This window comes from Streptomyces sp. NPDC031111, assembly GCF_055570675.1.
In genome coordinates this window covers 492,129-517,572 of sequence record NZ_JBVIGS010000001.1, presented here as the reverse complement: position 1 = coordinate 517,572, position 25,444 = coordinate 492,129, and the positions used below count along the sequence as shown (strand labels likewise).

Here is a 25,444-nt window from a genome sequence, read left to right as displayed (position 1 = left end):
TGCCGGGACCAGAACGGTCCGGCCGATTCGCCGCCCGGAGGACTTCAGAGACACACGGGCGTGCAGCTTGCATAGTAACGGCAGCGGCTACGGCACCCAAAAGGCGATCACCGGTGCGTGATCAGGTGGCTGGTCGGGGTGGCGGGATTTGAACCCACGGCCTTCCGCTCCCAAAGCGGACGCGCTACCAAGCTGCGCCACACCCCGTCTGGTGCGAGACGTAGGGTACATGCACCCACGCGGAACGGCCTCCGCATTTCCCGGGCGCGGTGCGGCGCCGGCGACGGCCCGGAAACGGGTGTGCGGCGAGGGCGTGCGACCCGCTACGATGCCTGTCAGTGCCGCGGTCACCGACTCGCGGCGCGCGCTGTGCGGGCGTAGCTCAATGGTAGAGCCCTAGTCTTCCAAACTAGCTACGCGGGTTCGATTCCCGTCGCCCGCTCTGTGACGGCTCAGGGCCGGGTCGGAGGATCTCTCCTCCGACCCGGCCCTGATCGCTTCACCGGGGCGCGGACCCGTCGGCCGAAGAAGGTGCCTCCCTCTTCTTTCCCGCGAGGAAGGAGGCCGCCCCGACTCCGGCGGTGAGCAGCCCCGCGACCGCGGTGATGGTGCCGGGGACGTCGAGCCCCGACCCTCCGCCGCCGCCCCCGGACAGGACCGTCTGTGTCGCCGTGACCGTGACGGTCGCCGCCGCGGGAGCGGACGGTGGTTGTGGCGGCGCCGAGTCGGTCTCGTGGCCGGTGGTGTCGGGAGAGGAAGCGGCGGGAGGCGAGTCCTCCGTCGCCTCACCGGTCGGCGCGGGAGTCGGCGGCGGGGGTTCCTCGCCGGTGGTCGGCGGAGGAGTCGGCGGCGGGGGTTCCTCGCTGGTGGGCGGCGTGGGAGACGGCCGCGTCGAATCGTTCGACGATGTCAGACCGCTGATGAGAACCACAGCCAGCAGAGTCACACCCACAGCCATCAGGGCGGCGCCGGCCCACACCAGGCGTGATCGTCTCGTACGGACTCGCCCGGCCCTGCGATCGGTCACGCCTTCAGGCTCCGGCACGATCACGGGGCACGCGACGCGACCACGTCCGTTCGGGTTGTGGCCCTGGCCGTTCTCATGGACGAGTGCCGCGCGGGGCGGGGCGGGGTCAGAAGCTGATTGAGTTGATCATCTCGGCTATCGAGTCCAGGAAGCGCTGGATGTCGTCGGCCATGCCGGTGGAGGCGAGGAAGAAGCCGAAGAGGACGGCGACGATCGCCGGGCCGGCCTTGATGGAGCCACCTCTCAGCAGCACCACCAGGATGATCGCCAACAGCAGCACCACGGACAGTGAAATGGCCACAACTGATCACACCCTCGGTCGGTTCCGCTTCCCCGGCCCGGGCGACGCGACCCCGCGCACCCCGCCAGAACCATCGTGCCACCAACACGGCTCCCCTATGCGGCGGCTGACGCATCGTCCGTCACACGCCGGCCGGACCCGCCCGCGCTCGGCCGCCCGCAGGGGCCAACGGGACTGTGTCGCACGGCAATTCGAAGGGGTACCCGCACAGGGAATTCAAAGGGATCGCTTCCGTATCCACACAATGCGTTCGCAGCTAATTCGAATTGTCGCCGCAGATGCTCCAACAGTCGCGCGGGCGACCGGGAGAAGTCGAACGAAGCTGGACATATCACCGGAGTCGCCTGCTGGTCTTATGCGTTACTTCGTCCGGAATAATCATGACAAGGACGGCCTGTACGACGACCAAGCCCCATATGCGCACAGTGTGTTGACCATCACGCCGAACGCATGACACGCATTCCCCAATCCGGGGTATCCGAGGCGAATACCAGGATCGACGTCGGGCGTTTTACGAAATCCCGCGGACAACGCTAGGGTGCCTCAGATGTTCCACGCTGCCTCGTCCCCCGCAAGCGCAGCGAGCTCACCGTTCGACTCCCCGAGTTACGGCCGGGAGGGTCAGTGACGGACTCGCAGCGACCGTACGGCAACCACAGGACGCCGCTCCCCCCGGCACAGTCGCCGGCGCCCGGAGTGCCGAGTCCGCGTACGAAGAGCCCGCGGAACGACCGGCCGGCGCCGTCCGGCAAGCAGCGCGACGCCTTCTTCGACAACGCCAAGTACCTGGCGATCGTGCTGGTCGCGGTCGGCCACGCCTGGGAGCCCCTGAAGGGGGACAGCCGGGTCCTGGAGGCGGCGTACTCGGTCGTGTACTCCTTCCACATGCCGGCCTTCATCATCATCTCCGGCTTCTTCTCGCGCAGTTTCGACATGCGGCCCGACCGGCTGCGGCGGCTGATCACCGGCGTCGCCGTGCCGTACATCGTGTTCGAGACCGCTTACCCGCTCTTCAAGCGGGTCGTCGACAACGACCCGCAGCAGGAGATCAGCCTTCTCGACCCCTGGTACCTGACCTGGTTCCTGGTGGCGCTGTTCGTCTGGCGGCTGACCACGCCGATCTGGAAGGCGGTACGGCACCCGCTGCCGCTGGCCCTCGGCATCGCCGTGCTGGCGAGCGTCACCCCCGAGATCGGCGACGACCTCGATCTTCAGCGCGTGCTCCAGTTCCTGCCGTACTTCGTGCTCGGGCTGTGCATGAAGCCGGAGCACTTCCACATGGTGCGCCGCCGGTCGGTGCGGATCCTGGCGGTGCCGGTGTTCGCGGTGGCGCTGGCCTTCGGCTGGTGGGCGGTGCCGCGGATGAACACCGCCTGGTTCTACCACCGTGACGCCGCGCAGGAGCTGGGCGCGCCCTGGTGGGCCGGTCCGGTCATGGTGCTCGCCATGTTCGGCTGCTCGCTGCTGCTGACCGCCTGCTTCTTCGCCTGGGTGCCGGGCCGCCACATGTGGTTCACGGCGCTCGGCGCGGGCACGCTGTACGGCTATCTGCTGCACGGGTTCGTGGTGAAGGCCGGCGACTACCGGGGCTGGTTCGAGCACGACGTGCTGCACCAGCCGCTCGGTGAGATCGCGGTGAGTGTCCTCGCGGCGGTCCTGGTGACGGTGCTGTGCGGCAGGCCGGTGCAGCGGGTCTTCCGGTTCGTGATGGAGCCGCGGATGGAGTGGGCGTTCAAGCGGGACGCCGCCGAACTGGCCCGCGAACGCGAGCGGGCGGAGAAGCGGGAGACCCGCGAGAAGGTCTCCGCCTAGCCGGCGGTCCGGCCCGCATCCCCACTTAAACGAGACCGAGGAGTGCGCGCATCCGCGCGTACTTCTCGGTCAGTCGTGTGCGGGTCGGCCCGTCCAGTACGGCGAGACGGGCCGGGTCGGCGTTGTGCGCCAGGTCCGCCTCCTTCACCAGCAGCGCGCCGGGGGTGGCGAGGATGCGGGCCGCGTACTCCTCCGGCGGTTCCCCGGACCGCTTGGTGACCGCGCGGACGATGTCCTTGGTCCGCCGGGTCAGCGCCGCCCCGTCGAGCCACTCCTCCGTGAGCCTGTCGTCCTCGACGGCGTCGTGCAGCCAGGCAGCCGCGATCTGCTCCTCGTCGCCGCCGCGTGCCCGTACGCCCTCGGCGACGGCCCGGAGGTGTTCGGCGTAGGGCCGGCCCGCCTTGTCGGTCTGGCCGGTGTGCGCGGCGCGGGCGGTGGCCTCGACCTGGGCCATGGTCATCGGGGTGCGCGGTGTCGTCTCGGTCACCCGTCCAGTGTGCCGGGGTCAGCGGGGAGCGGTGGCCGTCGGGCCCTCGCGGCAGATGAGCAGCAGCGCGCGGTCGTCGTTGACGTCCTTGGCGACCGCCTCGATGAGATGCCAGGCGGCGCCGTGGAAGCCGCCGGCGACATAGCGGTCCGCCTCGCCGGTGAGGCGGTCGATGCCCTCGACGATGTCCCGGTCGGAGGTCTCCACCAGGCCGTCCGTGAACAGCATCAGCACGTCGCCGGGGCGCAGTGAGCCCTTCACGGAGTCGAACTGGGCGCCGTCGTACACGCCGAGCAGCGGGCCGTCGGCCGCCTTCTCCTCCCAGCGGCCGCTGCCCGCGCTGAGCTGGAGGCCCGGCGGGTGCCCGGCGGAGTAGAGCTCGTAGTCGCCGGAGTCGAGGTCGAGCACCAGGTGGATGGAGGTGGCGAAGCCCTCGTCCCAGTCCTGGCGGAGCAGATAGCCGTTGGCGGCGGGGAGGAAGGCGTGCGGGGGGAGGCTGCCGAGGAGGCCTCCGAAGGCGCCCGACAGCAGCAGGGCGCGCGAACCGGCGTCCATGCCCTTGCCGGAGACGTCGGTGAGCACGACCTCCAGGGTGCGCCCGCCGTTGGTGCGGGCCGCGACGACGAAGTCGCCCGAGAAGGACTGCCCGCCCGCCGGGCGCAGGGCCATCTCCCGGTGCCAGCCGTCCGGCAGCTTGGGCAGCTTGCTCTGCACCCGGATGCGTTCGCGCAGGTCGAACAGCATGGTGCCGCCGCGCCGCCAGGGCACGCCCACCCGGCTGCGGAACTGGGCGACGAGCAGCCCGAAGAAGCCGCAGGCGGCGACGACGAGGACCACACCGGGGGTGACCCGGGCGGCACCCTCGGTGTAGGGGCCGAGCTGCACGGACTCCACGATCAGCGCGGTCGCCGCGGCCGCGTACAGGCCGAGCAGGCTCGCCGGGCGCAGCAGCAGTCCGCCGGCGACGATCGGGATGGCCAGGGCGGAGGGGGCACACCACACGGAGTTGGCGAGCGTCCCGGCCGCGATCAGCGGGACGCTGAGGAGCAGTCCGGCCAGGGCGACCCAGTCGGAACCGTCCCCGCGGAAGTAGTCGACGGCGGCCCGGCGCATGCCGACGCGGGCCCGGTGCCACTGCTTCCTCAACCGGGCCGTGAACGTGTCGGCTTCCGCGCGCCGCTCTCGTCCTGCTGCCATTAGTTCGGGACCCTATCCATCGGACCGGCCACTTGGCACGGGAGGTCCTGGTTGTCCCTCTGTCGGGGACGGACTTCACAGTGAACTTCACCGGACGCCGTCGTGGGGCCGCACGGGAGAAATTCTCTCGCTCGTCCCGCATCGCCCTGGTAGGCATGGCTCATGGCGAACGAGCAGAGGGGCCCCGCGCCCGAGATCCGGGAACTGCGGCCGGACGAATGGGACAAGTCGTACGCGAACCTCATCCGTGCCTTCGGCGGGACCCCGGAGGCGGAGGAGGAGCGGGAACTCTGGAACTCGCTCACCGAGTTCGGCCGCTTCCTGTGCGCCTGGGACGGCGACGAGGCCGTGGGCACGGCGGGCGCCTTCACCTTCCGGCTGACCGTGCCCGGCGGCGCGTCCGTGCCGGCCGCGGGCGTCACGATGGTCAGCGTCGCCGCCACGCACCGGCGGCGGGGTGTGCTGACGTCGATGATGCGACGACAGCTGGACGACGTCCGCTCCTGGGGCGAGCCGCTGGCGGTGCTCACGGCGTCCGAGCCGGCGATCTACGGCCGGTTCGGGTACGGAGCGGCGACCTTCCAGACGGACGCGGAGATCGACACCGGGCGCGCGGGGCTGTCGGTGCCGGCCGGTACGGATGACGTACGGCTGCGATACGTGGCGCCCGCCGACGCGCTGGAGGCGTGCGAGGCGGTCTACGCGCGGCTGGTGCCGGGCCGGCCGGGAATGCTGGCGCGCCGGCCCGGTTGGGAGCGGCTCGGGGTGCTCGACCCGGAGAGCGAGCGGGGCGGCGCGTCACCGCTTCAGTGCGTGGTCGCCGAGCGGGACGGCGAGACGGTCGGGTACGCCCGGTTCCGTGTGAAGCCGTCCTGGGGACCGGGCGGGCCCGACGGCCAGGTGGTCCTCAGCGGTCTGGACGCACTGGATCCGGCGGCGGGCGCGGCGCTGTGGCGGTTCCTGTTCGACATCGACCTGACGTCGACGCTGGTGGCACGGGGGCGGCCGGTCGACGACAGCTGGCAGTACCTGGTGTCGGACATACGCCGGTGCCGTCCGGCCCTGCGGGACGCGTTGTACGTGCGGCTCGTCGATGTGGGGGCGGCGCTCCAGCAGCGGACGTACCAGGCTCCGGTGGACGTCGTGCTGGAGGTGGAGGACGCCTTCTGCGCCTGGAACGCCGGACGTTGGCGGCTGACCGGGGACGCGAAGGGCGCGTCCTGCGAGCGTACGGAGGACGCGGCCGATCTCGCCCTGTCGGTACGGGAGTTGGGCGCGGCCTATCTGGGCGGGGTGAGTCTCGGGTCGCTCGCGGCGGCAGGGCGGGTGCGTGAACTGCGGCGCGGTGCGCTGGCGGAGGCGTCCCTGGCGTTCGGGAGCGACGCGGCGCCGTGGCTGCCGCACGGCTTCTGAGGTTCAGCGGCGCTGGCAGGCGGGGCACCAGAAGAGGTTGCGGGCGGCGAGGTCGGCGGTGCGGATCTCGCCGCCACAGATGTGGCAGGCCTGGTCGGCCCTGCGGTAGACGTACACCTCGCCGCCGTGGTCGTCGACGCGCGGCGGGCGGCCCATCGCCTCCGGGGTGTGCTCGGGCCGGACGGTGTCGATGCGGTTGAGGCGCACGCCCTCGCGCATCAGCGCGACGAGGTCGGTCCACACGGCGTCCCACTCGGCCGGGGTGACGTCCCGGCCCGCGCGGTACGGGTCGATCCCGTGCCGGAAGAGGACCTCGGCGCGGTAGACGTTGCCCACGCCCGCGATGACCTTCTGGTCCATGAGGAGCGCGGCGATCGTCGTACGGCTGCGGCTGATCCTGCGGTACGCGAGGGCCGGATCGGCGTCGGGGCGCAGCGGGTCGGGTCCGAGCCGGTCGTGGACCGCCTGCTTCTCGGGGTCCGTGATCAGGGCGCAGGTGGTGGGGCCGCGCAGATCGACGTACGCCCGGTCGTCGGCCACGCGGAGGCGGACGGTGTCCGTGGGCGGTGGCACCGGGGCCGGGCCGAAGGTGACCTTGCCGAAGAGGCCGAGGTGGATGTGGACCCACTCGGCCGGTTCGGGGCCGCCGAAGCCGAGGAAGAGGTGCTTGCCGTGGGCGTCGGTGGTGTGCAGCGGTGTGCCGTCGAGGAGGGCGGCGGCGTCGCTGAACTTGCCCTGGGGGCTGGTGACACGCAGGGGGATCCCGGCCGGGAAGGCCGCGGCGTAGTCCTCGGCCAGCCGATGGATCGTGTGACCCTCGGGCACGGGTGGGTCCCCCCTCGCTCGTTCCTCGTCCGCTCCGTCCGCTTCGCCCCGCTCGCCGGCTACTGCTGCGGGTGGTGGGCCGGGATCGGGGGCAGGTCGCCCGTCGTCTCGTAGTCCGCGAGCATCTCGATGCGGCGGATGTGACGCTCGTCACCGGAGAACGGGGTGCTCAGGAAGGTCTCGACGAACTTCGTCGCCTCGTCCTGGGAGTGCATGCGCGCGCCCACCGCGACCACGTTGGCGTTGTTGTGCTGGCGGCCCAGGGCCGCCGTCTCCTCGCTCCACGCCAGGGCCGCCCGTACGCCCTTGACCTTGTTCGCGGCGATCTGCTCGCCGTTGCCGGAGCCGCCGATCACGATGCCGAGGGCGTCGGGGTCCGCGGCGGTCCGCTCGGCGGCGCGGAGACAGAAGGGCGGGTAGTCGTCCTGGGCGTCGTAGATGTGCGGGCCGCAGTCGACGGGCTCATGGCCCGCTTCCCGGAGCCACTCGACGAGGTGGTTCTTGAGTTCGTAGCCCGCATGGTCCGAGCCGAGATACACGCGCATGGTCCGAGTGTGACACGGGGCCTGCCGGGGGAGCGCGCCGGGTGGCGCCGCTGAAAACGTGAGGAGAATTACAGAACCTCAGGAAAAGCTCAAGTAACGATATGGATTCGAAGGTTCCCGAATCCGTTCACCTCCGTTTCACTGGTCCGGCCCGTAGTCCCCTACGGCGCGCAGCTCCCCCCGGCGCAAAGGAAATCTGTTCCATGACCTCGCAGCCGACGCTCAACAAGGCCGGAAGCGGCCCCGGAGGCCCCGCAGAACCCGAAGGATCCGCCGGCAGTCCCGGAGGGCACGGTTCCGGCCTCCAGGCCGGACTCAAGAACCGCCATCTGTCGATGATCGCGATCGGCGGTGTCATCGGCGCCGGCCTGTTCGTCGGCTCCAGCACCGGCATCGCCACCGCCGGCCCCGGCATCCTCCTGTCGTACGCGCTCGTCGGCACGCTCGTGGTGCTGGTGATGCGGATGCTCGGTGAGATGTCCGCGGCGAACCCGACCTCCGGGTCCTTCTCCGCGCACGCCGACCGGGCGCTCGGCCCCTGGGCCGGGTTCACGATCGGCTGGCTCTACTGGTTCTTCTGGGTCGTCGTCCTCGCGGTCGAGGCGACCGCCGGTGCCGCGATCCTCGAAGGGTGGATACCGGCCGTCCCCCAGTGGGGCTGGGCCCTGATCGTGATGGTCGTGCTGACCGCCACCAACCTCGTGTCCGTCGGCTCCTACGGCGAGTTCGAGTTCTGGTTCGCCGGGATCAAGGTCGTCGCCATCGGCGCGTTCATCGTCATCGGCGGGCTGGCCGTCTTCGGTGTGCTGCCCGGTGTCGACAGCGACCAGGCGGGCCTCGCCAACCTCACCGACCACGGCGGCTTCCTGCCCAACGGCGCCGGCGCCATCCTCACCGGCATCCTGCTCGTCGTGTTCTCCTTCATGGGCAGCGAGATCGCCACCCTGGCCGCCGGTGAGTCGGAGGACCCGCAGCGGGCCGTCACCAAGGCGACCAACAGCATCATCTGGCGGATCGGCGTCTTCTACCTCGGCTCGATCTTCGTCGTGGTCTGTCTGCTGCCGTGGGACAGCGCGTCCATCGCCGAGGACGGCTCCTACGTCGCCGCCCTGGACTCCCTCGGCATCGCGCACGCCGGTCAGATCATGAACTTCATCGTGCTGACGTCCGTGCTGTCCTGCCTCAACTCCGGGCTGTACACGGCCTCCCGGATGGCCTTCTCGCTCGGTCAGCGCGGGGACGCGCCGAAGGCGTTCGCCCGGACCACGGGCCGCGGTGTGCCGCGGACGGCGATCCTCGTCTCCGTGGTGTTCGGCTTCGTCGCCGTCTTCTTCAACTACAAGTTCCCGGACTCCGTCTTCCTCTTCCTCGTCAACTCCTCCGGCGCGGTCGCGCTGTTCGTGTGGCTGGTGATCTGCTTCTCGCAGCTGCGCATGCGCAAGATCATCCAGGCCGAGGCGCCGGAGAAGCTGGTCGTGCGGATGTGGCTGTACCCGTACCTGACGTGGGCCAGCGCCGCGCTGATCGTGTTCGTGCTCGGTTACATGCTGACCGACACCGAACACGACGGACGGACGACGATGCTGCTGTCGCTGATGGTCGCCTGCATCGTGCTCGCCATCGCCTTCGTCAAGCAGCGGGTGGCCGGACGCCGTACCGAGGCCCGGGACGAGATCCCGGCCGGCTGAGGCACTCCGTACCAACAGCGAGAGGCTCGGCGGGGCGCCGTACAGCGCGCCCCGCCGAGCCTCTTGCCGTGGAACCCGGGCGTTACCGCTTGTTGATGAACTTCCAGGCGGTGGGCAGCACGCCCATCGCCAGGGCCGCCTTCAGGGCGTCGCCGAGGAGGAACGGGGTGAGGCCGGCCGCGATCGCGGCGGAGGCGGACATGCCGGTGGCGAGGGCCAGGTACGGCACGCCGACGGCGTAGATGATCGCCGAGCCGATCACCATCGTGCCCGCCGTCCGCCAGACGGAGCGGTCGGCGCCGCGGCGGGCCAGCGCGCCCACGACGACGGCCGCCAGCAGCATGCCGAGGACGTAGCCGAAGGACGGCATGCCCATCCCGGACTTGCCCTCCGCGAACCACGGCACCCCGGCCATGCCCACCAGCGCGTACACCGCGAGGGAGGCGAAGCCGCGGCGGGCGCCGAGGGCGGTGCCGACCAGGAGCGCCGCGAAGGTCTGGCCGGTCACCGGCACCGGGGAGCCGGGCACGGGCACCGCGATCTGGGCGGCGAGGCCGGTGAGCGCGGCGCCGCCGAACACGAGCGCGGCGTCCCGGACACGGGAGGCGGGGATGAGGTCCGCGAGGACCTGTCCGGATCGGGCGGACGTGACGGTGGCGGTGCTCATGGGGTCTCCGCGGGGTGAGGGCAGTTGGGGACACCGCGACGCTATACCGGCGCCCGCGCGTCGATCACCGTCAGCGCTCGACAAAGGCGGCGACGCGGACTTGGTGGGCTCCGCACAAAGGTCGGGGGTGACCAGGGGTGAGAGGTGACGCCGGTCACTGAGGTGACGTGGTGTCGCCAACAGGCGGCCCGGGAACGGCGGCTGTAGGGATCCACCAAACATGCCGTGCCGCGTCCCGGGGGCCGTCTCGCCCGTCGGTCGCCGTCTGGGCAGCGCGGAGCCCGTTTGCTAGCTTCGAGCCATGGTCGCCCAGTCCCGGAACCTCACCTCGCGTCGCCACGTCGACCTGCGACGCGTGGGCGCCTCCGCCTGTCGCCTCTTCTAGCGAGGCGGGCGGAGCGGATCCGGCGCGCCTCGACTCCCGTACGACGGCGCAGTGTCGGACCCGTTCCCGAGGAAGTTCCCCATGCTTCGTACCGCGGCACCCCCTTCCCCGTCCCCCTCTCCCGTACCACGCGTCGCCGACCCCGACCGGCGGCGGACCAGTGCCAGTGTGGTGCTGCGGTCCGTGCTGGAGCACGGGCCGGTGGCGCGCAGCACCATCGCCCGGCTCACCGGGCTGTCCCCCGCCTCGGTGACCGACCACTGCGCCCGGCTGGCGCGGCTCGGACTCATCCGGGAGGCCGCGGCGCCCCGCCGGTCGGGCGGGGTCGGGCGGCCGCACCTGCCGGTGGACGTGGACCGTTCACGGCTGGTGGTGGGCGGTGTGCACGTGGCGGTGCCGCACACCACGGTGGCGGTGCTCGATCTGCGCGGCCGGGTGCTGGCCGAGCGGCGGCTGCGGCACGAGGGGACCGAGCCGTCGCGGGTGCTGGCGCGGGCAGCCGACGGTCTGACGGCCCTCCTGGACCGGGTGCCGGACGCCCGGCCGCTGGGTGTCGGCTTCGCGGCCGGCGGCTGGGTGGACCGGCAGGCCGGCACCGTAGTCGAACATCCGCTGCTGGGCTGGCGCGAGGTCGCGGTGCGGGAGACGCTCGGCGCGCACACCGGGCTGCCGGTCCATGTGGACGGGCACGCACGGGCGTTGGCCGACGCGGAGCGGCTGTTCGGGCGGGCGGCGCGGGGCAGCCGCAGCGCGCTGCACCTGTTCGCCGGGAACATGGTCGACGCCGCGTTCGCCACCCATGACGAGGTGCACCACGGTCCCCGCTCGCAGGCGGGGGCGATCGCCCATCTGCCGCTCACGGGCGGCAGCGAGCCCTGCGCGTGCGGCCGGATCGGCTGCCTCCAGGCGGAGTTGAGCGAACGCACCCTGTGCCGGCGGGCCCGGGAGGCCGGTGTCACCGACGGGACCGACCCGGCGGCGGTGGTCGACGCGGCGGCGGCCGGGCACCCGGTGGCCGCACGGCTGCTGCTGGACCGGGCCCGCATGGTGGGGCGCGCGGTGGGACTGCTGACCGATGTGCTCAATCCGGAGAGCGTCGTCGTCACCGAGATCGGCGTCATCCACCGGCCCGACTGCCTGGCCGCGCTGCGCGCCGAACTCGACGAGGAGCGGGCGGCCACGGTCGTCCCGACGAGTTTCCCCGATTCCGTGCTGGCGGTGGCCGGCGGATCGGTGGCTCTCGACGTCCTCTACCGGGATCCGCTGGGCGTTTCACCCGCGCCGAATTAATTCAGAAACTCCGAATATTGACAGACCTCCTCCGAGGACAGGAAACTCCTGGTCATGAGCTGTCGCACCCTCTGTTGCTGACACGTTGACGCGCGAGCACCCGCAGCGTCCATCCTTTTCTGCGTGAATTCCCTTCCCTGGCTTTTCCCTGCCCGGAATTCATCGCCCATTCCTGCCCTGCGTTCGCCCTGTGCCCTTTTCATGAACTCCGGGAGTTCCCCATGCCCGCACCCCCAGCGTCCGGCATCGACCGGCGGCTCTTCCTCACCTCCCTGCTCGGCGTCACCGCCGCCGCGGCCGGGCTGAGCGGCTGCGCCGAAGCCGGCGCCGCGGCCGACGAGGCGTCCCTGAAGGACCCGTTGGCCACGAAGGTCCCCGCCGGTACGAGCCTGAAGATCTCCTCGTTCCAGAACCTCCAGGAGCTCCAGCTGAAGCTCGCCGGCCTGGACGACCTGCCCTTCGAGGTGAGCGACTGGCTGAACATCGGCGCCGGTCCCGATGTCATCAACGCCTTCCGCGCCCGGTCCCTGGACCTCGCCAACAACGCCGGCATCCCGCCGATCCAGGCGTACTACCAGGGATTCGACGCGAAGATCGTCGCGATCAACATCACCCGCAAGCCCAACTACCTCTTCGCCACCAAACCCGGCAGCGACATCCGCACGGTCGAGGACTTCCGCGGCAAGCGGCTCGCCTTCTCCCAGGGCCAGGCCCAGGGCGTGGTCCTGCTGCGCGCCCTGAAGGAGGCCGGGCTGCGGTACGAGGACGCCGAGCTGGTCCCGCTGACCAGCACCCAGTTCCTCACCGCCCTCCAGTCCGGCCAGGTGGACATCGCACCGCTCGGCATCAGTCAGGCGCCGTCCTATCTGAAGCAGTACGGCTCCAAGGGCGCCCGGACGATCCCCACCGAGGTGGTGGACCTGCTCAACCTGCTGTGGGCGCCGGCCACGGTGCTGGCCGACCGGGCGAAGGCCGCGGCGATCGCCGCGTACATCCCGTACTGGGCCAAGGGCGCGGTGTGGCAGTACGAGCACCCGGACGAATGGAACCGGGAGTACTACGTCAAGACGCAGAACCTGACCCTCGCGCAGGCCGAGTCGATCACGAAGCTGGCCAACAAGCCGCTGTTCCCGCCCAGTTGGGACGAGGCGGTCGCCTGGGAGCAGGAGACGGCCGATCTGCTGGCGGAGGGCGGCTTCGTAAAGAAGTTCGATGTCGGCGAGCTCTTCGACCGGCGCTTCGAGTCCCTCGCCGCGAAGGCCGTACCCGAGGAGTACCGGAGGTGACCGCCGTGACCACGACCGCCGCCGCACCGCCCGCCGCCGTCGAGGAGGAGGAACACCAGGTACGCCGCCGACGGCGCCTCTCCCCCGGCAGACGACTGCCCGCGACCCGGCTGCTCGGCCCCGCACTCGTCCTCGTCCTGTGGGCCGCCGCCTCCGCCGCCGGACAGCTGGACCCCGGGGCGATCCCCGCGCCCTGGACGGTGGTGGAGACCGGGGCCCGGCTGTGGACCGAGGGCACCCTGCCGGACGACATCCTCACCTCGCTCCAGCGGGCCGGTTCCGGCTTCGCGATCGGCCTGACCGCGGGCATCGTCCTCGCGCTGGCCTCCGGGCTCAGCCGGACCGGCGAGGCGCTGATCGACGGGAGCGTGCAGCTCAACCGGGCGGTTCCGACGCTCGGTCTGATCCCGCTGTTCATCCTGTGGCTGGGCATCGGCGAGACGTTCAAGATCGCGATCATCGCCATCGTCGTCTACATCCCGATCTATCTGAACACGCACTCCGCGCTGTCCGGGATCGACCACCGGTTCGTGGAACTGGCGGAGGTGCAGGGGCTGTCCCGGCTCGCCTTCGTCCGGCAGGTCGTCGTGCCGGGCGCGCTGCCCGGCTTCTTCGTCGGGCTGCGGCTCGGCGTGACCGGCTCCTGGCTGGGCCTGGTCGTCCTCGAACAGATCAACGCCACCAGCGGACTCGGCTACATGATGTTCCAGGCGCAGAACTACGGCCAGACCGACGTGATCCTCGTCGGCCTCGTCGTCTACGGCATCTTCGGCCTCGTCTCGGACACCCTCGTCCGCCTGATCGAACGGAGGGTGCTGTCATGGCGCCGCACACTGAGCAGCTGACCCGGCCGGCGGTACGCCTGCGCGGGCTGACCCGCTCCTTCGAGGGGCGTACCGTCCTCGACGGCATCGACCTCGATCTGCCCGCCGGACAGTTCACGGCCCTGCTCGGGCACAGCGGCTCCGGCAAGAGCACCCTGCTGCGCGCCGTCGCGGGGATCGACCACGGGGTCGCGGGCAGCGGAACGCTCACCGCGCCGGAGCGGGTGTCGGTGGTCTTCCAGGACTCCCGGCTGCTGCCCTGGCGCCGGGTCCTGCCCAACGTCCTGCTGGGGCTGGACGGCGCCGACGCGGAGGAGCGCGGCAGGGCCGCCCTCTCCGAGGTCGGTCTCGGTGGCCGGGAGCGGGCCTGGCCCAGTGAGCTGTCCGGGGGTGAGGCGCAGCGGGCCGCTCTGGCCCGTTCGCTGGTACGGGAGCCGGAGCTGCTGCTCGCCGACGAGCCGTTCGGGGCGTTGGACGCGCTGACGCGCATCAAGATGCACGCGCTGTTGCGGCAGTTGTGGGAGCGGCACCGGCCGTCCGTGCTGCTCGTCACCCATGACGTGGACGAGGCGATTGTCCTCGCGGACCGCGTGCTTGTGCTCGAGCAGGGGCGTATCGGGCTTGACCTGGTGGTCGACCGGGAGGGCTCCCACTCTCACGGTGAGTACCGGACGCGGTTGCTGAAGGCGCTCGGTGTCACCGAGGAGGTGTCGTGAGCGTCGGCTGTTGCTCCCCGGTTCGGCCCTGAACGGGCCTCGTCCTCAATCGCCGGACGGGCTGAATCGCAGCCCCGCCTCCTGCCAAGTCAAGGAACTTCCATGCCCAGAACGCTTCACCTCAACGCCTTCCTCATGAACACAGGCCACCATGAGGCCTCCTGGCGGCTCCCGGAGAGCGATCCGTACGCGCTCGACCTCGCCCACTACGTACGGCTGGCGCGGACCGCCGAGCGGGGCACCTTCGACTCGTTGTTCCTCGCCGACGGACCGCAGCTGTGGAACACCGTGGCCCAGCGTCCCGCCGGGGCGCTGGAGCCGCTGACGCTGCTCACCGCCCTGGCGACGGCCACCGAGCACATCGGGCTGATCGCCACGGCGTCGACGTCGTACAACTCGCCCTACAACCTGGCCCGCAAATTCGCCTCGCTGGACATCATCAGCGGCGGCCGGGCCGGCTGGAACATCGTCACCACGGCCGGCGCCGAGGCCGCCCGCAACTTCGGTCTGGACGCCGAGCCCGCGCACGCCGAGCGGTACGCCCGCGCCGCCGAGTTCCTCGATGTCTCCCTCAAGCTGTGGGACAGCTGGGAGGACGACACGATCGTCGCCGACAAGGCGGCCGGGATCTGGGGCGACGACGCCAGGATCCATCCGCCCCGGCACAAGGGGACGTACTTCAGCGTCGAGGGCGCCCTCAACGTCCCGCGCACCCCGCAGGGCTATCCGCTCCTCGTGCAGGCCGGCTCCTCCGAGGACGGGAAGCGGTTCGCGGCCCGGTACGCGGAGGCGGTGTTCACCGCGCAGCAGACGCTCGCCGACGCGCAGGCCTTCTACGCCGACCTCAAGGCCCGTACGGCGGCGGCCGGGCGCGACCCCGGCCACATCAAGGTGCTGCCCGGCATCGTGCCCGTCGTCGGCTCCACCGAGGCGGAGGCGCGGCGCCAGGAGCAGGTGCTGGAGGACCACATCGTGCACGAGCACGGGGTGCGCCGGCTGGAGGAGCTGCTGCGTCTGGGCCCCGGCTCGCTCGACCTCGACGCCGAGCTGCCCGACGGGCTGCCGCCGGAGGACGCCATCGAGGGCGCCAAGAGCCGCTACACGCTCATCGTGGAGCTGGCCCGGCGGGAGAGGCTCACCGTGCGGCAGCTGATCGGCCGGCTCGGCGGGGGACGCGGGCACCTGACCTTCGCGGGCACGCCCGAGCAGGTCGCCGACACCATCGAGCGGTGGTTCTCCCTCGGCGCCGCCGACGGTTTCAACATCATGCCGGCCGTCCTGCCGTCCGGCCTCGACACCTTCGTCGACCACGTCGTGCCGATCCTGCGCGCCCGCGGCCTGCTCCGCACCGAGTACGGCGCGCGGCAGACCCTGCGGGAGCGCTACGGCCTCCCGCGCCCCGCCAACCAGCACGTCGCCGACGTGCCCACCGCGACCGCCCTGGTCTGACCCACCCACGGAAGGAACCCACCATGACCGACCTCCGGATCACCAAGGTCACCGCGAACATCGGCGCCCGGGTCTCCGGCGTCGACATCTCCCGGCCGCTGGACGACGGAACCGTCGCCGCCCTCCGGGACGCCCTGAACGAGCACAAGACCCTGCTCATCGACGACGTGAACCTCGACGACGAGGGCCAGCAGGCCTTCGCCCGGCACTTCGGCGAGATCACCGGCGCCCATCCGACGGTGCCCGCCGTCGACGGCGTCCCCAACGTCCTGCCGGTGGACAGCGAGGGCGGCCGCGCCGCCAACAACTGGCACACGGACGTCACCTTCGTGCTCAACCCGCCGCAGGTCACCACGCTGCGCAGCATCACGATCCCGCCCTACGGCGGAGAGACGCTGATCGCGAACTCGGCCGCCGCCTACCGGAGCCTCCCCGAGCCGCTGCGCGGGCTCGCCGACACCCTGTGGGCCGAGCACACCAACGACTACGACTACGCCGTCCCGGAGGAGGCCGTGGACGAGGCGGAGGCGGCCCGGCGCGCCCGGTTCACCTCCATCAAGTACCGCACCGTCCACCCCGTGGTGCGGGTCCACCCGCTGACCGGGGAGCGCGGGCTGTTCATCGGCGGGTTCGCGCAGCGCGTCGTGGGACTGTCGGCGGGCGAGTCCCGCAAGGTCCTCGACCTGCTCCAGGCGTATGTGACCCGGCCGGAGAACGTGGTGCGCTGGCGCTGGTCGCCCAACCAGCTGGTGCTGTTCGACAACCGGATCACCCAGCACTACGCCATCGACAACTACGACGGTCTGCCGCGCCGGCTGAACCGGGTGACGGTCGCCGGTGACATCCCGGTGGGCATCGAGGGGAAGGAGTCGTACTCGATCGAGGGCGACGCCTCGCACTACACGACCGTCGCCGCGTAAGCGGACTGTCACCCTCCGCATGACACGTGTCCATATGCTGGGCGGCCTCCTCGTGAACGCGGGGAGGCCGCCCAGACTGGGCGACGTTTTGTCGTCTCCCGCATTGGACGAGCCGCGCCCATGCCCAGCACCACAGTCGAGACGCCCCCGAAAACGGACGGTGCCTCCCTCTCGCACGGCCTGAAGCAGCGCCATCTGTCGATGATCGCCCTCGGCGGGGTGATCGGCGCCGGGCTGTTCGTCGGTTCCGGGGCGGGCATCGCCGCGGCCGGCCCGTCCATCGTCGTCGCCTACGCCCTCTCCGGCCTCCTGGTGATGCTGGTCATGCGGATGCTGGGCGAGATGTCCGCCGCGTATCCGTCGTCGGGCTCCTTCTCGGCGCACGCCGAGCGGGCGATCGGTCCCTGGGCGGGGTTCACCGCCGGCTGGTCGTTCTGGGTGCTGCTGTGCACGGCGGTCGGCCTGGAGGGCATCGGCGCCGCGAAGATCGTCAGCGGCTGGCTGCCCGGCACGCCCGAGTGGGCGTGGGTGGCGCTGTTCATGGTGGTGTTCTGCGGGACGAACCTGGCGGCGGTGAAGAACTTCGGCGAGTTCGAGTTCTGGTTCGCGGCCCTCAAGGTCGGCGCGATCTCCCTCTTCCTGGTGCTGGGCGTGCTGGCCGTCGCCGGCGTGCTGCCGGGCACGGACTCCCCGGGCGCCTCCCACCTCACCGACTTCCTTCCCAACGGCGCCGAGGGCCTGGTGATCGGCCTGCTGGCCTCGGTCTTCGCGTACGGCGGCCTGGAGACGGTGACCATCGCGGCGGCCGAGTCGGAGAACCCGGTCAAGGGCGTGGCGAGCGCGGTCCGCACGGCGATGTGGCGGATCGCCCTGTTCTACATCGGCTCGATGGCGGTCATCGTCACCCTGGTCCCGTGGGACTCCCCCGCGGTCGTCGAGTCCGGCCCCTACGTCGCCGCCCTGGACCGCCTCGGCATCCCCGGCGCCGGTCAGCTGATGAACGTCGTGGTGCTGGTGGCGCTGCTGTCCGCGATGAACGCCAACATCTACGGCGCCTCGCGCATCGGCTACTCGCTGGTGCAGCGCGGCCAGGGACCGAAGGCGCTCGGCCGGGTGTCGGGCGGGGTGCCCCGGGTCGCCGTCCTGGCCTCCTCGGTCTTCGGGTTCCTGTGCGTGCTGCTGAGCTACTGGCGGCCGGACGACGTCTTCTCCTGGCTGCTGAACATGATCGGCGCGGTGATCCTCGCCGTCTGGATCTTCATCGCCGTCTCCCAGCTGCGGCTGCGCCGCCGGCTGGAGCGGGAGGCGCCGGAGCGGCTGGTCGTGCGGATGTGGGCGTTCCCGTGGCTGACGTGGGTGGCGCTAGCCGGGATGGCGGCGATCTTCGTCCTCATGGCCCGGGAGCCGGACACGCGCGTGCAGCTGTACTCGACGGGCGGGATGACGCTGGTCCTGGCGCTGGTGGGCTACGCCTGGCAGCGGGCGCGCGCCCGCGCCTGACACCCACCCCGGACGGCCCTCGCGTGGACACGCGGGGGCCGTTCTCGCGCGCGGGGGCTCACGGACAGCCCTTGCTGCTGTTAGCGTGCAGTTGCGAGTAAGTGGCAATAACCGTCCTGCCCCGTGATCGCCTTCTCACCGTTCACCCGGCAGGCGGAAAAAGGGGAGCCCCCGCGAGGACGTGACTCGCGGGGGCTTCCGGCATGCGGCAATCCGGGTCATGGTTACGCGATGGCGACACAAAGGACGATGACGGACTACTGCCTGACCTGCGACGGCGACCAGCTGCACCGCCAACTGAACAAGAAGGAGGAGGACTGGCTCAAGGAACGGCTGGGCCGGTCCTCGGTCGGCGAGTTCTGGCTCTGTGTGAACGTGCTCGACACCGACACCGGGAAGCAGTGCCGCAACCTGCGCACCGGCTTCAACAAGAAGCCGTTCGCCGCGCCGATCAAGGTACCCGTGCTGGACTGACCGTCACAGGTTGCTGAAGTCCGGCCCCTTCGTCCGCGTGCGCTTGATCTCGTAGAAGCCGGGGACGGAGGCCACCGCGAGGGTGCCGTCCCACAGCCGGGCGGCCGCCTCGCCCTTGGGGGCCGGGGTGACGACCGGGCCGAAGAAGGCGATCTCCTCGCCGTCGGGACCGGGGACCGCGATGACCGGGGTGCCAACCTCCTGGCCCACCTTGTCGATGCCCTCCTTGTGGGAGGCGCGCAGCTGGGGCTCGTACGGGGTCGCGTCCCAGTGCTCCATGAGGGAGTCGGGCAGGCCGACCTCCTTCAGCGCGGCGGCGACCGCCTCCTTCTCCGGACCCTCGCCCTGGTTGTGGATACGGGTGCCGAGCGCGGTGTAGAGGTCGCCGAGCACCTCGGCGCCGTGCTCCTCCTGCGCCGCGATGACCACCCGGACCGGGCCCCACGCCTTGACCTCGAGCATCTCGCGGTACTCCGGGGGGAGTTCGTCGAGCTTGTCCTCGTTGAGGACGGCCAGGCTCATCAGGTGCCAGCGGACCTCGATGTCTCGCACCTTCTCCACCTCCAGCACCCAGCGGGAGGTCATCCAGGCCCACGGGCACAGCGGGTCGAACCAGAAGTCGACGGGAGTGGCGGGAGAATTGTCCGACATGTCGCTCCTCGAGAGAGAAAACCTTGTGCTCGTGAACAACGTGATCGGTCCCCGCCATTCCCGCCCCACCCGCGTCAGGGGCACATGGCAGGATCGGTCCTGTTCATCCCTGTCGACGACGCATGAGGAGTCCGCCCGTGCCCGGTGAGAATCTGACCCGCGACGAGGCCCGGGAGCGGGCAGCCCTGCTGTCCGTCGACGGGTACGAGGTGTCCCTCGACCTGCGTTCCGCGGTCGGCGAGCACAGCGGCGCGGGTCCGCGCACCTTCCGGTCCGTCACCACCGTCCGCTTCCGCTGCGCCGAGCCGGGCGCGAGCAGCTTCGCGGACCTCATCGCGCCGGGCGTCACGGCCCTCTCCCTCAACGGGCGCGACCTGGACCCCGGCCAGGTCTTCGACGGCTCCCGGATCCTGCTGGAGGACCTGGCCGCCGACAACGAGCTCGTGGTCGACGCGCAGTGCGCCTACTCCCGCACCGGCGAGGGCCTGCACCGCTTCGTCGACCCCGAGGACGGCGAGGTGTACCTGTACACCCAGTACGAGCCGGCCGACGCCCGTCGGGTCTTCGCCAATTTCGAGCAGCCCGACCTCAAGGCCCCGTACCGCTTCGAGGTGCGGGCGCCGGAGGGCTGGACCGTGTGGAGCAACGGCGCCGGTGAACTCGCCGACGGGGTGTGGCGGTTCGCGGAGACCAAGCCGATCTCGACGTACATCACGTGCGTGGTGGCCGGCCCGTACCACTATGTGACGGACTCCTACGAGCGGGTCTTCGAGGACGGCACCCGCCTGGAGATCCCGCTCGGCGCGATGTGCCGCAAGGGTCTCGCCCCGCACTTCGACGCCGACGACGTCTTCCTGGTGACCAAGCAAGGCCTGGACTTCTTCCACGACCACTTCGACTACCCGTACCCGTTCGGGAAGTACGACCAGGCCTTCGTGCCCGAGTACAACCTGGGCGCGATGGAGAACCCGGGGATGGTGACCTTCCGGGAGGAGTTCATCTTCCGGGGGAAGGTGACGCGGGCGTCGTACGAGGGCCGGGCCAACGTCATCCTGCACGAGATGGCGCACATGTGGTTCGGCGACCTGGTCACCATGGAGTGGTGGGACGACCTGTGGCTGAAGGAGTCCTTCGCGGACTTCATGGGCGCGTTCTCGCTGGTCGGCGCGACCCGCTTCACCGACGGCTGGATCACCTTCGCCAACCGCCGCAAGGCGTGGGCGTACCGCGCGGACCAGCTGCCCTCCACGCACCCCATCACCGCGGACATCCGCGACCTCCAGGACGCCAAGCTCAACTTCGACGGCATCACCTACGCCAAGGGCGCCTCCGTGCTGAAGCAGCTGGTGGCGTACGTCGGTCAGGACGCGTTCCTGGAGGGCGCCCGGCGCTACTTCAAGCGGCACGCGTACGGCAACACGCGGCTCGGTGACCTGCTGTCGGTCCTCGAGGAGACCAGTGGGCGGGACATGGCCGCCTGGTCGCGGTCCTGGCTCCAGACGGCCGGGGTCAACTCCCTGACACCCCAGGTGCTGTTGGGCGAGGACGGCACGGTCGACGAGCTGGCGATCGTGCAGGAGGCCGCGGAGTCGCACCCCGAACTGCGCCCGCACCGGGTGGCGGTGGGCCTGTACCGGCGCACCGGCGACGGCACCCTGGAGCGCTACGCGCAGGCCGAGACGGACGTCGAGGGGGCGCGTACGGTCGTGGCCGAGCTGGCGGACGCGGAGGCGCCTGAGCTGGTGCTGGTCAACGACGACGACCTGACGTACTGCAAGACCCGCTTCGACGAGACGTCGCTGGCGACGCTGCGCGAGCACCTGGGCTCGCTGACCGACCCGCTCGCCCGCGCCCTGTGCTGGTCGGCGCTGTGGAACATGACCCGGGACGCGCTGCTGCCCGCGCGGGACTTCGTGGACCTGGTGCTGCGGTTCGCCGGACGCGAGTCCGACATCGGGGTGCTCCAGATGCTGCACGCCTGGGCCGAGTCGGCTCTGGTGCACTACGCGGCGCCGCACCGCCGTGAGCGGCTCGGCGCGCTGCTCGCCCAGGGCGCCGAGCGCGAGCTGTACGACGCCGAGCCGGGCAGCGAGCACCAGCTGGCGTGGGCGCGGTTCTTCGCCCGCACGGCCGCCGGACCGGCGGGCCTCGACCTGCTGGCGGGTCTGCTGAACGGCACGTCGGCCGTCGACGGCCTGGAGGTCGACCAGGAGCTGCGCTGGGCGTTCCTGGAGCCGCTGGCCGCACACGGGGTGGCGGACGAGAAGGCGCTGGACGCGGAGCTGGCCCGGGACGACACCGCCTCCGGCAAGCGCCACCACGTGCGCTGTCTCGCCGCCCGCCCGTCGGCGGCGGTCAAGGCGCAGTGCTGGGCGCAGGTCGTGGAGTCGGACGCGCTGTCCAACGCGCTGGTGGAGGCGACGATCTCGGGCTTCGCGCAGTCCTCCCAGCGGGAGCTGCTCGCGCCGTACACGGAGAAGTACTTCGCGGCGATCGAGCGGGTGTGGACCGAGCGGTCGATCCAGATCGGCATGGACGTGGTCCGGGGCCTGTTCCCCACCTACCAGGACTCGCAGGCCACGCTGGACGCGACGGACGCGTGGCTGACGTCCCACGAGGACGCGGCCCCGGCGCTGCGCCGCCTGGTCCTGGAGGCCCGTGACGACCTGGCCCGGGCCCTGCGCGGGCAGGAGTGCGACGCCGCATAGCTCTGGTAGCTATGGCCCATGATTGGCGTTCCGTCGTCGTTACGGAATTCGGTCAATCACAGCCGTAACCCCTGGCCCACGTACGAACGGACCAGGGGTTTTCGGTATCCGAACAAGCGTCCTTTAGGGCAGGCTTGTCCCTTTTTGTCGACGAGCGTGTAACAGGGGTTCGAGGGCGGGCCGGAGGCGGGAAATTGCCGGGCATGAACCACAACACCCCGCTCTCCCCCCGCCCCCTGCACCACCTCGCCGACGGCGCCCGCCGCGTGCTGACCCACGCACAGCTGCGGGCCCACGGCGTCTCCGCCGCGAAGGCCGCCGAGCAGTGCCGCCCCGGCGGGCCCTGGCAACGGCTGCTCCCCGGCGTCGTCCTGCTCCACCCCGGCCCGCCGACCAGCGAGGAGCGGCTGCACGCGGTGCTGCTGTACGCGGCACGGGAGCGGGCCGTGGGCGTCCCCGTCCAGCCCGGTACGGAGGGACCGCCCGCCCCCGCCCCCGGGGAGGCGATGATCACCGGACCGGCCGCGCTGACCCTGCACGGCTTCTCCTCCACTCCCCCGTTGCCGTCCCTGGAGGTCGTCGACGTCCTGGTCCCGCGGCTGCGCCGGCTGCGCTCGACGGGCTGCGCCCGCATCGTCCGCACCGCCTCCCCGCCCGTCCCTGAGCTGGTCACCGGCCTTCCGGTGGCCCCGGTCCCCCGCGCGCTGGCCGACACCGTGGCGGGCCTGGCGGACGCGGGCACGGTACGCCGGCTGCTGACGGAGGCGGTGCGCGGCGGCTTCTGCGAACCCGCGGCGGTGGTGCGCGAGCTGACCGCGGCCAAGCTGCTGAACCGGCCGCACGTGGTGGACGCGGTGGACTCGCTGCTGGCCGAGGGGCGGGCGCTGGCGGAGTCCCGGCTGTACCGGATGGTGCGCGAACACGGCCTGCCGGACCCCTGCTGGAACGTCGACCTGCGGCTGCCGGGCGGTCCGCGTCTCGGCGGACTGGACGCGTACTGGCCGGAGCATTCGGTGGGGGTGGAGCTGGACACCCGCGCGCCGCGGCCCGGCGGGCGGCCGGACGACGAGGACGAGTGGTCCGAGTACAGCCGCAAACGCGAGCACCTCGAACGCCTCGGGATCACCGTTGTCCACGTCACCCCGCGCCGGCTCCGGGACGCGATGGAGCAGCAGGCGGCGGTGGTCCGTACGGCCCTGATGGCGTCGGCCGACCGCGACCCGGCGGCGTATGTCGTGGTGCTGCCCCGGTAGGTGGGGAGGGGCCGTCGGGCGGCCCCTCCGTGCGCGGTCAGCGTGTGCCGAGCACCAGCTCGGTGTTGCGGTCCCCCGGGTCGCCGGCCAGGTCCGTGCGGGCACCGGGCGCGTTGAAGGAGAGCTCGCGGTAGAGCGCGGCGAGGCCGGTCTGGGAGAGGTCGGCGAAGTCCGTGCGGTGCGGGGCCGAGGACTCGACGAGGGTGGTGAAGAGCGAGAGCGTGCCGTCCCTGTTGTCCACCAGCTCGATGACCCGGGCCAGTTGGGGGAAGTCGACGTGGGAGGCCGTGGAGATCTCCCAGAAGCCGCCGCCGGATCCGGTGTGCGGGGTGATCGCGTTGCGGTGGATGTGCCCGTTGACCCACGCGACCACGTTCCGGTGCCGGCCGAGCAGTGCGGCGACCTCCGCACCGGTGTGGCGCCGCTCCTCGGGGCGGGCCGGGTCCCGGTGGGTGTTGCTCATCGACGTACTCGTGTGATGGCTGAAGACGAGGACGTGGGAGTCCTCGTTCTCCTCGAGCGTCCGCTCCAGCCAGCGCAGTTGGGCCGTGCCGAGGGAGCCGTTGTAGTGGCCGCCCGGGTCGGTGGTGTCGAGGCTGACGCCGAGGACGTCGTCGGAGATCCGGAAGGCGTAGTACTGGGTGCCCGCGTCGAGGTTCTCGGCGGAGTAGCCGTGACCGACCGGGCCGGGGCCCCGGTACGCCGGGTCCAGATGGGCGCGCAGGTACTCGTCGCGGGTGAAGGGGGCGCGCCTCTCGTCGGGGGTGACGGACCGCATGGCGCGCGCGTGCGCCTCCAGGAACTCGCCGTACCGCACGCCCCTGGGGTCCGTGGCCTTCTTGATGGACTGCTGGAGCCGGAGTGCCTCCGCCGCCGGCAGGTCCATCAGCTTCCGCCCGCCGACCGCGAGTTCGGTGAGGCGGGAGTCACCGTGGGAGGCGTAGCAGCCGAGCGGCATCGAGTCGTGGTTGCCGACGGTGGAGTACCAGGGCAGGTTGAGGCCGGGGCTGTTCACCTCGCGGACGGCCGCCGCGAGGAAGCCGTCGAGGTGCGGGAAGCCGAGCTGCTTGTCGGCGTCGCGGACGTCGGTGTCCGGCTGCCAGTACCGGGCGAGTCCGCTGTTCTGGACGCCCTCGTAGTGGCGCGGGTCCCCGGTGTTGGGGGTGACGCGGCCCCCGCTCATGACGGTCAGGAACCATTCCAGTTCGGAGCGGGCGTTGTTGTCCGTGTTGTCGCCGGTGGTCATCGCGAAGTGCAGCGGCGATCCGGTGACGGGCGCGCCCCGCAGCGCGTTGACCCGCTCCACCAGGGCGACCGCGCCCTGGACGGTCAGGGCCTCCTGGGGCCGCCACGCGTGCACGTCGGCGGAGCGCAGGTACTCCAGGCGCAGCGGATGCTGGGTGTCGATGATGTGCAGGTCGGTGAGCTGCACGAACGCGGCGAGCGCGGTCCGGCGGCCGGCCCGTCCGGAGCGCGGTCCGGCCAGCTCGCCGCGCACGACCCGCCCCCAGCCGGGTCCTTCACCGAGCCGCCGGTAGCCCGGTCCGCCGCGCGGGGCCGCCGACGCGGCGACGGTGGTGCCGCGGGTGTACGGGGCGAGGGGGGCGGCCGGTGCCTTCCGGGAGGAGGCGAGCACGGCCTCCTCCGCGGCGGAGCCGGTGTCCGCGGCGGCCGCGGCCCGGCCCTCGCCGGGCCACAGGGCGTAGCCGGCGCCGGCGGAGAGGGCCACCGCTCCGGTGGCGGCGAGGAGTGAACGGCGGTGGAGTCCAGTGGAGCCGGCGACTGAGCGTATGCGCGACATGGCGCTTGTCTCCCCGGGTGCGAACGCGTCGGCAGTGGTCGCGGGGCGCCCGACGGGCGGGCGTCCCACTCGTACTGGATGCTTGGCACCGGGGATGACCTGTGCATGAACGAGACGGCAACGCGCAACGCCGATCGCCGTACGTCGATCTCGGACCGCTCCCGGAGCGTCGCAGGCGTCGCCGACCGCTCCCGCACCGGCCGGGGAACGGTCACTTTGCGTTCA

At 71.4% G+C, this 25,444-nt stretch carries 23 protein-coding genes and 2 tRNA genes; 15 read left to right on the top strand and 10 right to left on the bottom strand.

The window, feature by feature from the left end; all coding sequences use genetic code 11:
• Positions 1–130 precede the first annotated feature (130 nt).
• Positions 131–207: transfer RNA gene (locus ACZ470_RS02310), tRNA-Pro, on the bottom strand.
• A 164-nt stretch (positions 208–371) separates the two neighbouring features.
• Between ACZ470_RS02310 and ACZ470_RS02305 the strand changes: the two genes are divergently transcribed.
• Positions 372–442 (top strand) — tRNA-Gly (locus ACZ470_RS02305).
• A gap of 57 nt (positions 443–499) precedes the next feature.
• Here ACZ470_RS02305 and ACZ470_RS02300 read toward each other — a convergent pair.
• Together ACZ470_RS02300 and ACZ470_RS02295 are read right to left on the bottom strand one after the other, a co-directional pair.
• Positions 500–931: a hypothetical protein gene (locus ACZ470_RS02300; protein ID WP_468423620.1), complete on the bottom strand. Its 432-nt coding sequence runs from the start codon at positions 929–931 to the stop codon at positions 500–502.
• Between the two features lie 202 nt (positions 932–1,133).
• The gene (locus ACZ470_RS02295; protein ID WP_006133597.1) at positions 1,134–1,328 is read right to left on the bottom strand and encodes a hypothetical protein; all 195 of its coding nucleotides are present in this window, start codon (positions 1,326–1,328) and stop codon (positions 1,134–1,136) included.
• 624 nt (positions 1,329–1,952) lie between these two features.
• Here ACZ470_RS02295 and ACZ470_RS02290 point away from each other — a divergent pair.
• Complete coding sequence (locus ACZ470_RS02290; RefSeq protein ID WP_468423617.1) at positions 1,953–3,140, top strand: acyltransferase family protein; 1,188 nt, start codon at positions 1,953–1,955, stop codon at positions 3,138–3,140.
• A 25-nt stretch (positions 3,141–3,165) separates the two neighbouring features.
• On the opposite strand, the gene ACZ470_RS02285 is transcribed toward ACZ470_RS02290, so the two are convergent.
• Positions 3,166–3,600: an HD domain-containing protein gene (locus ACZ470_RS02285; RefSeq protein ID WP_468424041.1), complete on the bottom strand. Its 435-nt coding sequence runs from the start codon at positions 3,598–3,600 to the stop codon at positions 3,166–3,168.
• 45 nt (positions 3,601–3,645) lie between these two features.
• Positions 3,646–4,824, bottom strand: a complete 1,179-nt coding sequence (locus ACZ470_RS02280; protein WP_468423615.1) for a SpoIIE family protein phosphatase — start codon at positions 4,822–4,824, stop codon at positions 3,646–3,648.
• A gap of 162 nt (positions 4,825–4,986) precedes the next feature.
• Between ACZ470_RS02280 and ACZ470_RS02275 the strand changes: the two genes are divergently transcribed.
• The gene (locus ACZ470_RS02275) at positions 4,987–6,237 is read left to right on the top strand and encodes a GNAT family N-acetyltransferase (protein ID WP_468423613.1); all 1,251 of its coding nucleotides are present in this window, start codon (positions 4,987–4,989) and stop codon (positions 6,235–6,237) included.
• 3 nt (positions 6,238–6,240) lie between these two features.
• On the opposite strand, the gene ACZ470_RS02270 is transcribed toward ACZ470_RS02275, so the two are convergent.
• Together ACZ470_RS02270 and ACZ470_RS02265 are read right to left on the bottom strand one after the other, a co-directional pair.
• Complete coding sequence (locus tag ACZ470_RS02270; RefSeq protein WP_468423611.1) at positions 6,241–7,062, bottom strand: Fpg/Nei family DNA glycosylase; 822 nt, start codon at positions 7,060–7,062, stop codon at positions 6,241–6,243.
• A gap of 59 nt (positions 7,063–7,121) precedes the next feature.
• Positions 7,122–7,607 (bottom strand): ribose-5-phosphate isomerase, encoded by a 486-nt coding sequence (locus tag ACZ470_RS02265; protein WP_468423609.1) that lies wholly within the window; start codon positions 7,605–7,607, stop codon positions 7,122–7,124.
• Between the two features lie 203 nt (positions 7,608–7,810).
• On the opposite strand from ACZ470_RS02265, the gene ACZ470_RS02260 reads away from it, so the two are divergent.
• Positions 7,811–9,295: an amino acid permease gene (locus ACZ470_RS02260; RefSeq protein WP_468423607.1), complete on the top strand. Its 1,485-nt coding sequence runs from the start codon at positions 7,811–7,813 to the stop codon at positions 9,293–9,295.
• 82 nt (positions 9,296–9,377) lie between these two features.
• Here the strand turns inward: ACZ470_RS02260 and ACZ470_RS02255 are convergent, their stop codons facing one another.
• On the bottom strand, positions 9,378–9,962 hold the full coding sequence (locus tag ACZ470_RS02255; protein WP_468423606.1) for a biotin transporter BioY: 585 nt from the start codon (positions 9,960–9,962) through the stop codon (positions 9,378–9,380).
• A 301-nt stretch (positions 9,963–10,263) separates the two neighbouring features.
• Here ACZ470_RS02255 and ACZ470_RS02250 point away from each other — a divergent pair, with 301 nt between their 5' ends.
• The 9 genes from ACZ470_RS02250 (at position 10,264) to ACZ470_RS02210 (ending at position 18,806) form a co-directional block, all read left to right on the top strand.
• Positions 10,264–10,347: a putative leader peptide gene (locus ACZ470_RS02250; RefSeq protein WP_468424040.1), complete on the top strand. Its 84-nt coding sequence runs from the start codon at positions 10,264–10,266 to the stop codon at positions 10,345–10,347.
• Positions 10,348–10,428: 81 nt separating this feature from the next.
• Complete coding sequence (locus tag ACZ470_RS02245; protein WP_468423605.1) at positions 10,429–11,637, top strand: ROK family protein; 1,209 nt, start codon at positions 10,429–10,431, stop codon at positions 11,635–11,637.
• Between the two features lie 221 nt (positions 11,638–11,858).
• A complete protein-coding gene (locus ACZ470_RS02240) occupies positions 11,859–12,923 on the top strand; it encodes an ABC transporter substrate-binding protein (RefSeq protein WP_468423603.1) in 1,065 nt (354 codons plus the stop codon).
• Positions 12,920–13,768: an ABC transporter permease gene (locus tag ACZ470_RS02235; protein WP_468423601.1), complete on the top strand. Its 849-nt coding sequence runs from the start codon at positions 12,920–12,922 to the stop codon at positions 13,766–13,768. The genes ACZ470_RS02240 and ACZ470_RS02235 overlap by 4 nt, the downstream gene beginning before the upstream one ends.
• Positions 13,744–14,463, top strand: a complete 720-nt coding sequence (locus ACZ470_RS02230; protein WP_468423599.1) for an ABC transporter ATP-binding protein — start codon at positions 13,744–13,746, stop codon at positions 14,461–14,463. Before ACZ470_RS02235 ends, ACZ470_RS02230 begins: the two co-directional genes overlap by 25 nt.
• A 102-nt stretch (positions 14,464–14,565) precedes the next feature.
• Positions 14,566–15,912, top strand: coding sequence for an LLM class flavin-dependent oxidoreductase (locus ACZ470_RS02225; RefSeq protein ID WP_468423597.1), 1,347 nt, complete (start codon positions 14,566–14,568; stop codon positions 15,910–15,912).
• 23 nt (positions 15,913–15,935) lie between these two features.
• Positions 15,936–16,832, top strand: a complete 897-nt coding sequence (locus tag ACZ470_RS02220; protein ID WP_468423595.1) for a TauD/TfdA dioxygenase family protein — start codon at positions 15,936–15,938, stop codon at positions 16,830–16,832.
• A 120-nt stretch (positions 16,833–16,952) separates the two neighbouring features.
• On the top strand, positions 16,953–18,332 hold the full coding sequence (locus ACZ470_RS02215; protein WP_468423593.1) for an amino acid permease: 1,380 nt from the start codon (positions 16,953–16,955) through the stop codon (positions 18,330–18,332).
• Positions 18,333–18,563: 231 nt separating this feature from the next.
• Positions 18,564–18,806 carry a hypothetical protein gene (locus ACZ470_RS02210; RefSeq protein ID WP_468423592.1) on the top strand — a complete coding sequence of 81 codons (243 nt, stop codon included), beginning with the start codon at positions 18,564–18,566 and terminating at the stop codon, positions 18,804–18,806.
• Positions 18,807–18,809: 3 nt separating this feature from the next.
• Here the strand turns inward: ACZ470_RS02210 and ACZ470_RS02205 are convergent, their stop codons facing one another.
• Complete coding sequence (locus ACZ470_RS02205) at positions 18,810–19,457, bottom strand: mycothiol-dependent nitroreductase Rv2466c family protein (RefSeq protein ID WP_468423591.1); 648 nt, start codon at positions 19,455–19,457, stop codon at positions 18,810–18,812.
• Positions 19,458–19,594: 137 nt separating this feature from the next.
• Between ACZ470_RS02205 and pepN the strand changes: the two genes are divergently transcribed.
• Positions 19,595–22,165 (top strand): aminopeptidase N, encoded by a 2,571-nt coding sequence (gene pepN / locus ACZ470_RS02200; protein ID WP_468423590.1) that lies wholly within the window; start codon positions 19,595–19,597, stop codon positions 22,163–22,165.
• Positions 22,166–22,368: 203 nt separating this feature from the next.
• Positions 22,369–23,418 carry a hypothetical protein gene (locus ACZ470_RS02195; protein ID WP_468423588.1) on the top strand — a complete coding sequence of 350 codons (1,050 nt, stop codon included), beginning with the start codon at positions 22,369–22,371 and terminating at the stop codon, positions 23,416–23,418.
• Positions 23,419–23,455: 37 nt separating this feature from the next.
• On the opposite strand, the gene ACZ470_RS02190 is transcribed toward ACZ470_RS02195, so the two are convergent.
• Positions 23,456–25,219: a TIGR03767 family metallophosphoesterase gene (locus ACZ470_RS02190; RefSeq protein WP_468423586.1), complete on the bottom strand. Its 1,764-nt coding sequence runs from the start codon at positions 25,217–25,219 to the stop codon at positions 23,456–23,458.
• Between the last annotated feature and the right edge of the window lie 225 nt (positions 25,220–25,444).

Excerpts from the sequence above, each read along its gene's own strand:
- ACZ470_RS02285 (WP_468424041.1), bottom strand. The coding sequence starts at position 3,600 with ATGACCATGGCCCAGGTCGAGGCCACCGCCCGCGCCGCGCACACCGGC.
- ACZ470_RS02280 (WP_468423615.1), bottom strand. The coding sequence starts at position 4,824 with ATGGCAGCAGGACGAGAGCGGCGCGCGGAAGCCGACACGTTCACGGCC.
- ACZ470_RS02275 (WP_468423613.1), top strand. The coding sequence starts at position 4,987 with ATGGCGAACGAGCAGAGGGGCCCCGCGCCCGAGATCCGGGAACTGCGG.
- ACZ470_RS02265 (WP_468423609.1), bottom strand. The coding sequence starts at position 7,607 with ATGCGCGTGTATCTCGGCTCGGACCATGCGGGCTACGAACTCAAGAAC.
- ACZ470_RS02260 (WP_468423607.1), top strand. The coding sequence starts at position 7,811 with ATGACCTCGCAGCCGACGCTCAACAAGGCCGGAAGCGGCCCCGGAGGC.
- ACZ470_RS02255 (WP_468423606.1), bottom strand. The coding sequence starts at position 9,962 with ATGAGCACCGCCACCGTCACGTCCGCCCGATCCGGACAGGTCCTCGCG.
- ACZ470_RS02250 (WP_468424040.1), top strand. The coding sequence starts at position 10,264 with ATGGTCGCCCAGTCCCGGAACCTCACCTCGCGTCGCCACGTCGACCTG.
- ACZ470_RS02245 (WP_468423605.1), top strand. The coding sequence starts at position 10,429 with ATGCTTCGTACCGCGGCACCCCCTTCCCCGTCCCCCTCTCCCGTACCA.
- ACZ470_RS02240 (WP_468423603.1), top strand. The coding sequence starts at position 11,859 with ATGCCCGCACCCCCAGCGTCCGGCATCGACCGGCGGCTCTTCCTCACC.
- ACZ470_RS02230 (WP_468423599.1), top strand. The coding sequence starts at position 13,744 with ATGGCGCCGCACACTGAGCAGCTGACCCGGCCGGCGGTACGCCTGCGC.
- ACZ470_RS02225 (WP_468423597.1), top strand. The coding sequence starts at position 14,566 with ATGCCCAGAACGCTTCACCTCAACGCCTTCCTCATGAACACAGGCCAC.
- ACZ470_RS02220 (WP_468423595.1), top strand. The coding sequence starts at position 15,936 with ATGACCGACCTCCGGATCACCAAGGTCACCGCGAACATCGGCGCCCGG.
- ACZ470_RS02215 (WP_468423593.1), top strand. The coding sequence starts at position 16,953 with ATGCCCAGCACCACAGTCGAGACGCCCCCGAAAACGGACGGTGCCTCC.
- ACZ470_RS02210 (WP_468423592.1), top strand. The coding sequence starts at position 18,564 with ATGGCGACACAAAGGACGATGACGGACTACTGCCTGACCTGCGACGGC.
- ACZ470_RS02205 (WP_468423591.1), bottom strand. The coding sequence starts at position 19,457 with ATGTCGGACAATTCTCCCGCCACTCCCGTCGACTTCTGGTTCGACCCG.
- ACZ470_RS02195 (WP_468423588.1), top strand. The coding sequence starts at position 22,369 with ATGAACCACAACACCCCGCTCTCCCCCCGCCCCCTGCACCACCTCGCC.
- ACZ470_RS02190 (WP_468423586.1), bottom strand. The coding sequence starts at position 25,219 with ATGTCGCGCATACGCTCAGTCGCCGGCTCCACTGGACTCCACCGCCGT.